The sequence below is a fragment of the Paenibacillus aceti genome, from assembly GCF_003614185.1.
In the GTDB taxonomy this organism is placed as follows: Bacteria; Bacillota; Bacilli; order Paenibacillales; family Paenibacillaceae; genus Fontibacillus; species Fontibacillus aceti.
The window spans coordinates 2,175,704-2,187,494 of record NZ_KZ987724.1; the positions used below are offsets into that span (position 1 = coordinate 2,175,704).

12 protein-coding genes are annotated in these 11,791 nt (G+C 50.2%); 3 read left to right on the forward strand and 9 right to left on the reverse strand.

The genetic code is table 11. The annotated features are described in order from the left end of the window. Positions 1-3 precede the first annotated feature (3 nt). On the reverse strand, positions 4-1,728 hold the full coding sequence (acsA, locus tag BFJ94_RS09685; protein ID WP_120462484.1) for an acetate--CoA ligase: 1,725 nt from the start codon (positions 1,726-1,728) through the stop codon (positions 4-6). A 305-nt stretch (positions 1,729-2,033) separates the two neighbouring features. On the opposite strand from acsA, the gene BFJ94_RS09690 reads away from it, so the two are divergent. Both BFJ94_RS09690 and BFJ94_RS09695 read left to right on the forward strand, forming a co-directional pair. Next, complete coding sequence (locus BFJ94_RS09690; RefSeq protein ID WP_120462485.1) at positions 2,034-2,666, forward strand: GNAT family N-acetyltransferase; 633 nt, start codon at positions 2,034-2,036, stop codon at positions 2,664-2,666. A 56-nt stretch (positions 2,667-2,722) separates the two neighbouring features. Next, positions 2,723-3,907: an acetoin utilization protein AcuC gene (locus BFJ94_RS09695; protein WP_120462486.1), complete on the forward strand. Its 1,185-nt coding sequence runs from the start codon at positions 2,723-2,725 to the stop codon at positions 3,905-3,907. 36 nt (positions 3,908-3,943) lie between these two features. Here the strand turns inward: BFJ94_RS09695 and BFJ94_RS09700 are convergent, their stop codons facing one another. From BFJ94_RS09700 to BFJ94_RS09715, 4 genes are all read right to left on the reverse strand, one after another. Continuing rightward, positions 3,944-4,645 (reverse strand): 5'-methylthioadenosine/adenosylhomocysteine nucleosidase, encoded by a 702-nt coding sequence (locus BFJ94_RS09700; protein WP_120462487.1) that lies wholly within the window; start codon positions 4,643-4,645, stop codon positions 3,944-3,946. 169 nt (positions 4,646-4,814) lie between these two features. Continuing rightward, a complete protein-coding gene (ccpA, locus tag BFJ94_RS09705; protein WP_120462488.1) occupies positions 4,815-5,819 on the reverse strand; it encodes a catabolite control protein A in 1,005 nt (334 codons plus the stop codon). A 112-nt stretch (positions 5,820-5,931) separates the two neighbouring features. Further along, a complete protein-coding gene (gene ytxJ / locus BFJ94_RS09710; RefSeq protein ID WP_120462489.1) occupies positions 5,932-6,273 on the reverse strand; it encodes a bacillithiol system redox-active protein YtxJ in 342 nt (113 codons plus the stop codon). Between the two features lie 143 nt (positions 6,274-6,416). After that, positions 6,417-6,830, reverse strand: coding sequence for a hypothetical protein (locus tag BFJ94_RS09715; protein WP_240431902.1), 414 nt, complete (start codon positions 6,828-6,830; stop codon positions 6,417-6,419). 145 nt (positions 6,831-6,975) lie between these two features. Here BFJ94_RS09715 and BFJ94_RS09720 point away from each other — a divergent pair, with 145 nt between their 5' ends. Then, positions 6,976-7,500, forward strand: a complete 525-nt coding sequence (locus BFJ94_RS09720) for a type 1 glutamine amidotransferase domain-containing protein (protein WP_188831368.1) — start codon at positions 6,976-6,978, stop codon at positions 7,498-7,500. A gap of 57 nt (positions 7,501-7,557) precedes the next feature. Here the strand turns inward: BFJ94_RS09720 and ptsP are convergent, their stop codons facing one another. The 4 genes from ptsP to BFJ94_RS09740 all read right to left on the reverse strand — a co-directional run bounded on the left by ptsP (position 7,558) and on the right by BFJ94_RS09740 (position 11,744). Continuing rightward, positions 7,558-9,285 (reverse strand): phosphoenolpyruvate--protein phosphotransferase, encoded by a 1,728-nt coding sequence (gene ptsP / locus BFJ94_RS09725; protein WP_120462491.1) that lies wholly within the window; start codon positions 9,283-9,285, stop codon positions 7,558-7,560. A 166-nt stretch (positions 9,286-9,451) separates the two neighbouring features. Beyond that, the gene (locus BFJ94_RS09730; protein WP_120462492.1) at positions 9,452-9,880 is read right to left on the reverse strand and encodes a CoA-binding protein; all 429 of its coding nucleotides are present in this window, start codon (positions 9,878-9,880) and stop codon (positions 9,452-9,454) included. A gap of 26 nt (positions 9,881-9,906) precedes the next feature. Then, positions 9,907-11,202: a 3-phosphoshikimate 1-carboxyvinyltransferase gene (gene aroA, locus BFJ94_RS09735; RefSeq protein ID WP_120462493.1), complete on the reverse strand. Its 1,296-nt coding sequence runs from the start codon at positions 11,200-11,202 to the stop codon at positions 9,907-9,909. Between the two features lie 29 nt (positions 11,203-11,231). Then, positions 11,232-11,744, reverse strand: coding sequence for a shikimate kinase (locus tag BFJ94_RS09740; protein ID WP_268238149.1), 513 nt, complete (start codon positions 11,742-11,744; stop codon positions 11,232-11,234). Positions 11,745-11,791: the final 47 nt, after the last annotated feature.

Below are 11,791 nucleotides of genomic sequence, written 5' to 3' on the forward strand. Positions count from 1 at the left end.
TGATTAATCTTCGATTGTAGACAGATCTCCCGTCGGGAGGTTGAGCTCCCACGCCTTCAGTACACGGCGCATTATCTTACCAGAGCGGGTCTTAGGCAGTTTATCCTTGAATTCAATCTCACGTGGAGCGGCATGAGCCGATAAGCCTTCCTTCACGAAGCGGGAAATTTCAGCCTTGAGCTCATCGGTAGCCACATAGCCCTCGCGCAAAGAGATGAACGCCTTGATGATCTCACCACGGATTGGATCTGGCTTCCCGATAACCCCTGCTTCAGCAACCGCAGGATGCTCTACAAGCTTGCTCTCCACCTCAAACGGTCCGATACGCTCGCCCGAAGAGTTAATGACATCATCGATCCTTCCCTGGAACCAGAAATAACCGTCCTCATCCATATAGGCCGTATCTCCAGAGATATACCAGCCTGGAATACGGAAGTATTCTTCATATTTCGGTGCATTATTCCAGATCAGCCTCATCATCGACGGCCACGGCGTACGGATGGCCAGATTGCCCATGCGGTTAGGTGGCAACTCCTTCCCATTATCATCGATAATCGCCGCTTCGATCCCGGGCACTGGCTTACCCATAGATCCCGGCTTGATCGGCATCGACGGATAATTGCAGATCAATTGCCCGCCTGTCTCCGTCATCCACCATGTATCATGGATTCGATGACCGTATACTCGGTGTCCCCAGCGGACGACCTCCGGGTTAAGCGGCTCTCCTACGGAGAGTACATGCCTTAGCGAAGAGAGATCATACTGCTTGACGATATCCTCTCCGGCACCCATCAGCATGCGGAAAGCGGTCGGAGCGCTATACCATACCGTTACCTGATTGCGGGCGATCGTCTCATACCAGTCACCAGGACCGAATCTGCCCCCGCGCACTACATTGGTCACTCCATGCAGCCATGGAGCAAAGATGCCGTAGGAGGTCCCCGTTACCCAGCCTGGATCGGCCGTGCACCAGTACACATCTTCCTCATGAAGATCGAGGACGACTCTGCCCGTATGATAATGCTGGATCATCGCATTATGAACATGGTATACGCCCTTCGGTCTGCCTGTGGAGCCCGAGGTATAATGCAGGATCATTCCATCTTCACGATTCAGCCATTCGATCTCCGCCTGCGACGATGCCTGCTTCATTTCCGCGTGATAGTCCAGCGTGTTCTCATCTGTCTCGACATTCTCGCCGACGACGAATACCGTCTTAAGCAGAGGGAGTTCATCCCGCTTCACCCGCGGCAGCAGAGCCGGAGTAGTGACGATCGCGGTTGCCCCGCTATCCTCCAGCCGATCTTTAACCGCCGTCTCCATGAAGGCCTCAAACAGCGGGCCTACCACCGCACCGACCTTCAATATCCCAAGCAGAGTGATATACAGCTCTGGACTGCGCGGCATGAAGACGAATACGCGGTCTCCCTTGGAAATTCCACGACTACGCAGCACATTAGCGAACCGATTGGTCATTTCCTTCAGGTCTTTAAAGGTATAGGATTCATTGCGGTTTGCATCGCTGAACAGCAGAGCGGCCCGATCCCCTTTCCCCGCGTCGACATGGCGGTCTATCGCCTCATAAGCCATATTCACCTTGCCTGTCTCATACCATGAAAATTGCTTCTCTACCTCTTCCCAATTAAAATTCGCATACGCTTCTTCATAGTTGCCTAGATGGGATGTGGCGGCTTCCACCCAAATAATTTCCCCTTGCAGTTGACTCATTGTTCCATCCTCCTTGAATCAGTAAGATTGAAATAAATGAAAATAAAAGATGAAGATATGAAAACGGATACAAAAAAAGTGAATAGAGAAGTTATTGTGGTTCGTCAATTAGATAGGCTAGTATCCGTCCTATGAAGAAATTGATTTGGGGAGAGAAGTTGTAATTAATATCACATTGTCAATGTATAATTGTGATCTTTTTGTGTCGGATATCATTATAGCACACGTTATTATAGAACGGCTATACTTTTCAAATTTTCATTTTTCTGTTATAAGTGAGAGGAAAGAGCTAAGGAGGCGGTTTCATGGAACACCGTAAAACTTATATCCGCCATACTATACCCTACCAGAAGTATGAGATCGTCATTGAAGGTCCGGTCTCCCCTTCTCATCTGCAGACCCTGCAGATGCATCCCGAGCTGGACGCCTTCCGCAGGCCGAAGGATCAGCATGAGGCCCTGATCGAAATCGCCGGACTTCCGGAAGGGCGAATTATTCTGGCCAGAGAGAATGATGTGATTATCGGCTACGTCACCTTCCATTATCCCGATGAGTTGGAACGTTGGTCACAGGGGCATATGCCGGACTTGATCGAGCTCGGTGCAGTCGAAGTTGCCAATGCCTATCGTTCGATGAAACTGGGCTCCCGGATGATCAGCACCGCTTTTGAAGACAGTCAGATGGAGAAATATATCGTATTCACTACTGAATATTATTGGCACTGGGATCTGAAGAGCAGCGGCCTCAGTGTCTGGGATTATCGTAAGATGATGGAGAAATTAATGAAAACCGTAGATATGGTCTGGTATGCAACCGATGACCCGGAAATTTGCTCGCACCCGGCCAATTGCTTGATGGTACGGATCGGCAAAGAGGTTCCAATCGAATCGGAGGAGCAATTTGATCGTATCCGTTTCCAGCAGCGCTTTATGTATTAGAATTGCAGTTTTCGAGTTCGGTTACTTTTCGAACTAAAAGGAAGGAAAGTGAGGCTATGTCTGGGGACGCTTTATTCGTGCATCATGATGAGCTGCTCAATTATTGTTTTCATAACAATCATCCCTTTCATCCGATCCGTCTGCAACTTACCTTGGATCTTCTGAAAGAGATTCAGGCACTTGCGCCTGAACAAATACAGTCATCGCGAGCGGCAGTGTTGGGCGAGCTGGAATGGATTCACCAGCCGGGCTATGTAGAGGCTGTTCAGCAATTAAGCAAGAATCCCCCGGCCTCCAGCTGGATTGAGCGCGCAGAGCAGTACGGGCTTGTTGGTGAAGACACGCCATTCTTCAGCGGTATGCATGAAGCGGCTAGCTATGTTGTAGGCGGCTCGATCACCGCCGTTGAAGCCGTCCTGTCCGGACGGACAATGCATGCCTTGCATCTGGGCGGAGGGCTGCATCATGCCCTGTCCGGCAAAGCTGCCGGATTCTGCGTATATAATGATGCCGCAGTAGCCATAGAATACGCCAGACGACAATACGGCGCACGAGTGCTCTATATTGATACAGATGTCCATCACGGAGATGGAGTACAATGGAGCTTCTACTCAGAGCCTGAGGTTTGCACTTATTCCATCCATGAAACTGGCAAATACTTATTTCCCGGAACCGGATTTATCCATGAACGCGGAGAACATCACGGCTATGGGGCCTGCTTGAATATCCCGCTGCAGCCCTATACAGAGGATGATTCCTGGATGGAATGCTTCGAAGCGTCGGTCCGCAGGCTCATCGCTTACTATAAGCCGGATATGATCTTCAGCCTGCACGGCTGTGATGCGCATGCGCTTGATCCGCTATCCCATATGCAGTGCAGTATGAGAATCTATAATGAAATGCCTGCGCTGCTGCATCAGCTAGCACATATGTATTGCGAGGGGAGATGGGTCGCTGTAGGAGGCGGAGGCTATGACCTATGGCGGGTCGTTCCGCGGGCCTGGAGTCTGCTCTGGCTTGAAATGAGCGAACATCCGCTGAAGCAGCAGCTACATGCTGATCCGGGCCTACGTCTGCCAGAAGCGTGGCGTGAACGCTGGCAGGACCAGGCGGAAGTGAAGCTGCCTGTAACCTGGCTCGATGATCTGTCCCATTGGGAGGGAATCCCGAGGCGGCCTGAGATTACAGCAAAAAACCGCGATAGCCTCGCGGTTGCCATGCAGGATTACCCTGAAATCTGATATTGAATATTGGTATAGGGTGTGGTCTAGGATCGGTCAGACGAGTCTTTGCAGCATATCATCGATGATCTCGAAGGAACGTCTGGCCGCCTTTACCGTAAATTCAGCAAAATTCACATCGGCTGTACCGTCCGCTTTATCCGACATCGAGCGCAGCACGACATAAGGAATTTGGTTCATATAGCAGACTTGGGCGACAGCCGAACCTTCCATTTCAACGCAGGCCCCTTCCATCTTCCTATACAGCTGGCTGACAAGCTTATAATCTGCGATAAACTGATCTCCGGACAGCACTCTGCCGACGATATAGCGATTGTCTGTACATAGCTTGTCACAAGCCTCTTGAGCCAGTTGAATCAACTCCTTGGCCGCGGGGAAATCAGACACCTCCTGATAAGGAATGACCCCACGCTCGAACCCGAGCGGCGATGCATCCATATCATGCTGCTGGCAGGATGATGAAATGACGATATCCCCGATATCAAGCGTGGGATTGACCGCCCCGGCTACGCCGGTGAACCAGATCATATCTACCTGAAAAGAGTCGATCAGCACCTGGGTTGTCATTGCCGCGTTCACTTTGCCGACTCCCGATTTGCATACAACGACATCTCTGCCATGAATCTGGCCTTGTACGAATGAGATGCCTGCCCGCTTCAATTCCTCTTTGCTATCCATTCCTTGCAGCAGCAGAGCGATCTCTTCATCCATCGCCCCGATCAGTCCAATTTTGCCCATACAATCCAGCCCCTCCGATCCACTTATTGCGGTGCAGTATTCTACCTAGCACCCCTTAATAACCCTAAAAAAGCCCCTTCCAGAGAAGGAGCTTTTTCCCGTTTAACCTTTTTCATATATTTGTGTATTATTTTTTATCTGATTGTCAGCAGGTCTAAATGATCATGCTCTAAACATGACTGACTGAGAGACGCAGAATCGTCTCATGCGGCAAAATCACATGAGGATTCTCAACGGCTTCCTTCTTCATCAGCTTCGTCAACAGACGCATAGCTACCGCACCAAGGTCGTACATCGGTTGAGCGACAGTCGTCAATTGCGGACGTACCATCGAAGCCATACGAATATTATCTACACTAATAATTGAGAAGTCGTCAGGAACCTTAAGTCCTTCGTCCTGAATGCTATGGATTGCGCCAATCGCCATTTCATCCGTAGCTGAGAAGATCGCCGTCGGCCGCTTCTTAAGACCGAGGAAATATTTCATAGCTTCAACACCGGATTCATAGCGGTAGTTGCCAATCCGCACCAGATCCTCTTGATATTCGATTCCAGCCGTCTCAAGAGCACGCTTATAGCCTTGGAAACGTGCATATCCATTCGCCGGATCCTGCAAAGTACCGCTGATCATAGCGATATTGCGATGTCCATGACGAATCAGCGTACTTACCGCATCAAAGGCAGCCGCTTCGTGGTCGATATCCACGGAAGGGAACATCCCCTTCTCATCGCTGGTCGCACAAAGTACGATCGGCACCGATGAACTCTGGAATGCCTGCACATGCTCATCTGTTACTACTCCGCCCATGAAAAGGAGCCCGTCCACCTGCTTCTCAAGCAAGGTGTTCACAACGCGAATCTCCTTCTCCTTCTTCTTGTCCGCATTACATAAGATAATGTTATAGTGGTACATGTTGGCGATGTCTTCTATACCCCGCGCAATCTCCGCAAAGATTGAATTCGAGATGTCTGGGATGACCACTCCGACCGTGGTCGTCTTCTTGCTGGCAAGACCTCTTGCCACCGCATTTGGACGATATCCCAAACGTTCAATCGCTTCGTATACTTTCTTCCTGGTCTGCGGCTTGACATTCGGATTATTGTTAACAACCCGAGAAACCGTCGCCATCGAAACGCCCGCTTCACGTGCCACATCGTAAATGGTAACCGTCACATTCTTCTCTCCATTGCCAATAGATTTTCACTCGTTCATCCGGTAAGGTCCAGTACCCCAATTAGTTTAATGATACGACAAAATATTACTTTGTGCAATGACAACGCTTCACTTACCCCAGAATTCCTTGTAGAGCTTCTGAAGTAATCTGTGAATGGGAGGTGTTCCATACGGCTTGCCCATTCTTGACGAGTATTGCCTGTGGGGATGCATGCTTCACGCCAAGCGAATCGGCAGCAGCATTAGATACCTCCCGATCTTCAATCACATAAATCAAACCATATATCACTCCCGGATTGGGAGCCCCATTCAAATATGCTGTAAGCTCTCGATGCGCCCCGGCGCTGATCGGGCAACGAGTGCTGTGTTTGAATAACAAAAGCGGCTGACTAGTGGATTGCTGCAAAGCGCTATGAAGGTCTTCTATGGATGTTATTCTTAGCAAATTATACATGACATATCCATCCCTTCTTCATTTAGAGGTAATTCGAACACGCACTTTAAGTATCTGTACCTGTTGTACCTTGCCATATGTTATATTAACAAAATGCGCCCCAAAAAAACAACTTTATTCGTCATTATCTTTAAATTCTTTTACTAGGTTTCTAAAAATTGGCGTGTCTTCACAAAGGAGGATAAACCAGACAGGCGAAATGATATTTCCTCCATCCAGTCACAATCTCCTGTCTTCTTCGCATATCCGTAGAGATCCAGCAGCAGATTAATCCGCTCTTCGCATTTCTCGATCACCACGGCTTCAAAGGACGACAGCTCCACTTCACCCTGCCCGGATTCATAAATATCATATAAAACCGCCGCAAGCTCATTCACATGCGTAAAAACTACCCTGCCCTCCCGATGCTCCTGCTTCAGCTCAGCCAGCAACTTAGTCACATCCTGCTTAATGGATGGCACCAGTTCAAAAGAAGCACAGTTCTCACATTCCAGTATAGGAACTAAATCGATTTGATAGACATCCTCAAAAATAACCATTCGAAAGCTAAGTATCATTGTTTGACCGCAACTGCAGAGTAAACGCACGGTATCACCTCATAATCCTATCTGTGCTGTATGTAATGTTGATTCTATATTTGATACAATTAAAATATTGAAATCGATTTTCGTCAAGGTTCATTTGAGACAGGAGGAGACTGTATTGAGACTAACTGGAAAAAAAGTTATCGCATTGGTTGATGATCAATTTGAGGATTTAGAGCTATGGTATCCGATTTACCGCGTCCGTGAAGAAGGAGCCGAGGTGCATCTGGTCGGCCCGGAGAAAGGCAAAAAATACATCGGAAAATATGGAGTTCCTGCAGAAACGGAGTTCTCCTTCGAGGAAATCTCTGCAAGCGAATATGATGGTATCCTCGTTCCCGGAGGCTGGGCGCCGGACAAGCTGCGCCGATATCCGAAGGTACTTGAGCTGATCCGTGAGCTCCATGCCGCCAGGAAGCCGATCGGGCAGATCTGCCATGCCGGCTGGGTGCTGATCTCGGCAGGAATTCTGCGCGGCATCACGGTAACTTCCACCCCGGGCATTCGTGATGATATGGAGAATGCCGGTGCGATCTGGAAGGACGAGGCTGTTGTCGTGGACGGACATATCATCTCCGCCCGCAGACCACCGGACTTGCCGCCTTACGGCAAAGCATTCGTCGATGCGCTCGCATCTCAATAAACTAATAGCGCCAGAGGGGTTCCTCTGGCGCTATTAGTTTATATATTAAGATAGCAATCAGCGGGTCTCGGTTCCCAAGTAGCGAACCAGTTCCGCTTCGACTTCACTGCTTGTCGATAGACGATAACAATGGGCGGCTAGCTCCCGACTCTCACTGGCGTAGATATTCAATATCCGGTGCTTGACACGGAGAAGGGATTGCGATGACATGCTCAGATCGCTTACACCCAAATAGATCCATATAGGCAGGGCCTTCTCATCACTGGCCAATTCCCCGCAGACACTGATCGGTATTCCCGCTTCCTTCGCTGCCATCACAGTCTGCCGAAGCATACGGAGAACCGCTGGATGATAAGGATGATACATATGAGCGATCTTCTCATTCATCCGATCGACAGCCAGCACGTATTGCACAAGGTCATTGGTGCCGATACTGAAGAAGTCTACTTCCTGTGCTAGAAGATCGGCGATGGCAACTGCTGCTGGCACCTCGATCATGGCCCCGACGGGTATATTATCACTATAAGGGATCCCTTTGGCTGTAAGCTCCTGCTTCGCTTCCTGCAGAACCTCATTCGCTTTACGTACTTCCTCCAGTGAGGAAATCATCGGATAGAGAATTTTTACATTACCATAAGCACTGGCACGTAGAATGGCCATCAATTGGGTCTTGAAGATTTCTTGATTATCAAGACTGATCCGAATAGCCCGGAAACCGAGTACCGGGTTATCCTCATCCTGCATAGAGAAATATTCAAGCTGCTTATCACCGCCGATATCCAGCGTGCGGATCACCACCGATTGCTCCCCGGTCTTCTCGACGATTTGGCGATAGATCTCGAACTGCTCCTCCTCGCTCGGGAAGCTTAAACGGTCCATATACAGAAATTCCGTACGAAATAGCCCGACCCCTTCAGCTCCATACTTAAGTGCTATCTCCAGATCCTTAATCGAGCTGATATTCCCGGCCAGACGCATCCGCACATTATCCTTCGTCACCGCATCTACAGAAGCCAGCAGCTGAAGCTGTTCCTTTCTCTGCCGCTGCCGCTCAGCTATCGCTGTATATTGATCGATAATAACATGATCCGGATTCAGGAAGATCGCTCCTTCATCCCCGTCGATAATTAACAGATCGCCGGTCTTGAACATCTCTGTCAAGGAATCCTCAAGGCCTGAGACGAGCGGAATTCCGAGCGCCCGGGCCATTATCGCTGAATGTGATGTTTTGCCCCCGGCTATCGTTACCATGCCGAGCACATGCTTCGGATTCAGGTGGACAAGCTGTGAAGGAGACAACTCCCGCGCTACCAGAATATAAGGTTGTGTATCGGAAGGCAGCGTGATATCAGGAGTGCCGAGCAAATGCTTGAGCAGCCGGTTACCGACATCCTTAATATCTAGAGCCCGTTCCTTCATGTACTCATCATCCAACAGATCAAACATCGTCACAAAATGATCGATCGCTTCTTTGACAGCGACCTCGGCCGCCTTGTATTGACGCTCTATAATCCCCTGGATTTCGCTCATAAAAACAGGATCTTCCAGGATGGCGATATGTGCGTCAAAAATGTTGGATTCCGCAACCCCAACCGTCTCTTTAATCTCGTTCTTCATGAACTCGATCTCCGTCTTGGAGGTTTTAATCCCCTCATAGAGCCGTTCGAACTCCTTGGCCAAATCCACACTTTCCATTCGCCGATCTGGAACATCCCATTCCCAGGTGGGCAGCACAAATGCCTTGCCGATAGCTACACCCGTCGCTGCACCAATACCTTGTATCATGTTTCGACCCCCTAAACCTATTTAACCCTTATAGAGGTAGTTCAAAAGCCAGTGCCTCACTGTGGAAGTCTGACTTTTGAACACGCTTTTATAGGATAGTCTCTCTCTAGTTCTTAATGGTAAGCCCACCCTCATTCTTTTGTCAAAGCAAATACTGGTTATTATATCAGCTGCGCTTGCCGATCAAGAGGCTATCCTCGACCTTGATGCAGCGATCCATAATCACCTTAAGACCGCCCTTGGCAGCGATCTCGGCCGCTTCCTCGTTAATGACTCCCTGCTGCAGCCAGAGCACCTTCGCGCCGATCTCGACCGCCTCCTTGGCGATCTCCGGCGTAAATTCACTGCGGCGGAACACATCGACGATGCCGACCGGTTCTGGAATATCCTTGAGTGAAGGATAAACGGTCTCGCCCAGAATCTTTCCCGACACCCCGGGATTGACCGGAATAATCCGGTATCCGTTGCCTTGCAAGGCCTGAGCGATCATATGAGACGTGCGATCCGGCTTATCAGACAAACCGACGATCGCCACATTGCCTGCGTTGATCAGAATCTCTTTAATTTCGTCTCTGCTTGGATTTTCAAATGCCATTTTAATTACCCCTTTCTAGGTATGAATCAGGCTTCAACCCATTCTACATGGCCGCCGAGGGCGGTGATATCGTCGAAGAATCCCGGATAGGATTTGGCAACATGATGCGCATCCTTGATCAAGAGCGGCTGCTTGCAGCGAAGCCCTACTACAGTCAAGGCCATGATCACCCGATGATCATAATGGGCATTAATCGTTACGCCACCCGGCAGCTCATCCGGATGTCCATGTACAATAATCTCAGCCTGGCGTTCTTCCACGTCAGCACCTGCTTTTCTCAGCTCGTTCAAATAATCGGTGATCCGATCGCATTCCTTGTATCGCAGATTCTCCACATTGTAGAAGCGGGATGTGCCGTCAGCGAATACCGCCGCAGCGACCATGGCCAGTACGGCATCCGTAGCCGCATCGCCATCGAATTCAAGCGGCTGCAGGCGGCCATTGCCACGCACATGGACGATGCCATTCTCATGGGTCAGAGGCACCTTCATCATGCGCAGAACATCAACAATCGCCCGCTCTCCTTGCTTACTCCGTTCCATCAGTCGATGCACCTTCACATCTGACTGGGTCACGGCGGCAGCGACGAGAATCGCCGCTGAGCCCGGATAGTCGCCCTGTACCGTATATTCTCTCGCTTGGTAGGATTGACGTCCAGGCACTTTATAATGCATCAGATCCTCGCTGGCATGGATGACAATCCCCGCTTGCTCCAGCACCTCCAGCGTCTGGCCGATGACGACCTTCGATTTCAGATCATTCACCACCTCGATCTCGCTGTCCTCTTCAAGCAAAGGGGTCAGGAACAGAAGCGCACTGAGAAATTGAGAGCTGACCGCACCAGATACACGGATCTTGCCGCCCTGGGCCGCCCCTCCCCGAACTGTGATAGGTAAGCGTCCATCTCTATGCTCTATTTCTACGCCCATACTCTGCAGCGCTTCGATCAAATCATTATGCGGACGTCGACCGAGTGAATCTGGATACGTATTGACGAAGGTAACCTCCGGACACAGCGCAGTAATCGCCAACAGGAAGCGCAGCACGGCCCCGGCATTGCCTACATTCAGTTCTTTAATATCCCGAGGCTGCCGTCCGAAGCCCTTGATGATGATCTTCTCCTCATCCTCTGCCAGTTCAGCACCAAGATCAGTGATGCAGCGGCGCATCGCATCGCTGTCTTCACTGTGGGCCGGATAATAGATCGTACTCGTCCCTTCGGCAAGTGCGGCGACCAGCAAATAGCGCGTCGTATAGTTCTTTGAGGATAACGCCCCGATCTCGCCTCTTAATAAAGGCGTGGGTCTAACGATAACGTCCATACTATGAGTTCTCCTTTTTGAATTGATGATTAACCGCGGCAACGCATTAAAATCTCGGCGGAAATTTGTTCCACAGTTTTGCCTGTCGTGTCCACTTGATGCTGGGCGAACAAGTAAGCGTCCTGGCGCTCTCTCATAAGGGCCTCGATGCGCTGCTTCGCTCCTCCAGCCAGCAATGGGCGATTCTGATCCTCACCGACTCTGCTCAGAATCTCCTCGGCCGTTGCTACAAGCGCTACGACCTGACCGTGACCGAGCATACATTGGCAATTACTCTGCCGCAGTACCGCGCCTCCGCCTGTCGCAAGGACAATGCCGCTCTCCTGCAGCACCTTGTCAAGCACCAGCGACTCCAGATCACGGAAATGAGCCTCCCCCTGTTCCGCGAAGATTTGCGGAATGGAGCATCCGGCCTGTTGGACGATCTGTTCATCGAGATCGACGAGACGGTAGCCGAGTTTGCTAGCGAGATGAGCGCCTACTGTCGACTTCCCGGTTCCCATCATGCCGATGAGTATAATATTATCTCTATAATTGCTCAAGAATTTCACCTACTTTAAGACCCAGGCTCTAGTAAAGCTCTCTGGCA

Coding starts and splice junctions, on each gene's coding strand:
- acsA (WP_120462484.1), bottom strand. CDS start 1,728: ATGAGTCAACTGCAAGGGGAAATTATTTGGGTGGAAGCCGCCACATCC.
- BFJ94_RS09690 (WP_120462485.1), top strand. CDS start 2,034: ATGGAACACCGTAAAACTTATATCCGCCATACTATACCCTACCAGAAG.
- BFJ94_RS09695 (WP_120462486.1), top strand. CDS start 2,723: ATGTCTGGGGACGCTTTATTCGTGCATCATGATGAGCTGCTCAATTAT.
- BFJ94_RS09700 (WP_120462487.1), bottom strand. CDS start 4,645: ATGGGCAAAATTGGACTGATCGGGGCGATGGATGAAGAGATCGCTCTG.
- ytxJ (WP_120462489.1), bottom strand. CDS start 6,273: ATGTATAATTTGCTAAGAATAACATCCATAGAAGACCTTCATAGCGCT.
- BFJ94_RS09715 (WP_240431902.1), bottom strand. CDS start 6,830: ATGATACTTAGCTTTCGAATGGTTATTTTTGAGGATGTCTATCAAATC.
- ptsP (WP_120462491.1), bottom strand. CDS start 9,285: ATGATACAAGGTATTGGTGCAGCGACGGGTGTAGCTATCGGCAAGGCA.
- BFJ94_RS09730 (WP_120462492.1), bottom strand. CDS start 9,880: ATGGCATTTGAAAATCCAAGCAGAGACGAAATTAAAGAGATTCTGATC.
- aroA (WP_120462493.1), bottom strand. CDS start 11,202: ATGGACGTTATCGTTAGACCCACGCCTTTATTAAGAGGCGAGATCGGG.